Source organism: Eisenbergiella sp. OF01-20 (genome assembly GCF_003478085.1).
Lineage (GTDB): Bacteria > Bacillota > Clostridia > Lachnospirales > Lachnospiraceae > Eisenbergiella.
On sequence record NZ_QUES01000103.1, the window covers coordinates 1 to 836 of the forward strand.

The 836-nt window shown below is 59.6% G+C and carries 1 protein-coding gene and 1 pseudogene; both read right to left on the bottom strand.

What is annotated here, in order from left to right; all coding sequences use genetic code 11:
- Positions 1 to 662 (bottom strand): hypothetical protein (locus tag DXA36_RS33300; protein ID WP_330425148.1); only part of this gene is annotated, 662 nt, incomplete at its 3' end.
- An 84-nt stretch (positions 663 to 746) separates the two neighbouring features.
- A pseudogene (locus DXA36_RS34500) lies at positions 747 to 830 on the bottom strand (hypothetical protein); the annotation flags it as partial.
- Positions 831 to 836: the final 6 nt, after the last annotated feature.

The window sequence follows — 836 nt, forward strand, 5'->3', positions numbered from 1 at the left end:
GCCGCCGTGATCGTATAGCTGTCCGGCTTCCAGGAATCCCCTGTGAGCGGGAGGGAAAAAGAGGCCGTTCCGTTTGTCACGGTTTCCGTCCCAAGCTCGGTGGTTCCAGCTCTGAAAATCACCTGATCGGGAGCGGCCGTGCGCAGGCGGGTATTTTTCTGCGCCACGGCCACTTGAACCGTGACCGTATCGCCATATACAGCTTTGCCGTCCGTCAGCTTCTGTCCGTCTTTCCAGAAGGTGATGGCTGTCTCAGAAGCTTTGTTATTGATCGGGTTTCCGTTCACGGACCCGTTGATACTGCCGCTGAAGTCGTTGATTGTGCCGCTATTTGTAATTGTTCCGTTATTCATGACGGTTGTACCGTCCGGCACGGTCAGGGTAGAGCCATTCGGCACTGTCAGGGTGGAGCCGTCCGGGATGGTTATATCGCCGGGGAGCTCAGGACTTCCATGTACTGTTCCGTTACTCCCCTCAAATACCACGCCTTGATTTAGTTTTTTTGTACCTTCACTACCGCCCGAACTACCGCCTATGTGTGCCGCCTGATTGCTTATGGCAAACACAACGGCATTCCCGTTTACGGTGAATTGTCCGCCGCTGCCGCCGTAGCCGTAGCCGATGCCGCCGCCGATGCCCGCGCCTCTGTCGCTGCTGGCCATGACCATACCGCCACTGATTGTGATGGTTCCGCCGCTGCCGCCGACGCCGTAGTAGCCGTAGCCGCCGCCGATGCCCGCGCCGTGGACACTTGTAGCCGTGACCGTGCCGCCGCTGATCTCAATGGTTCCACCGGAGCCGCCGGAGCTGCTGCCGGAGCCGCCGCCGATGCCCGC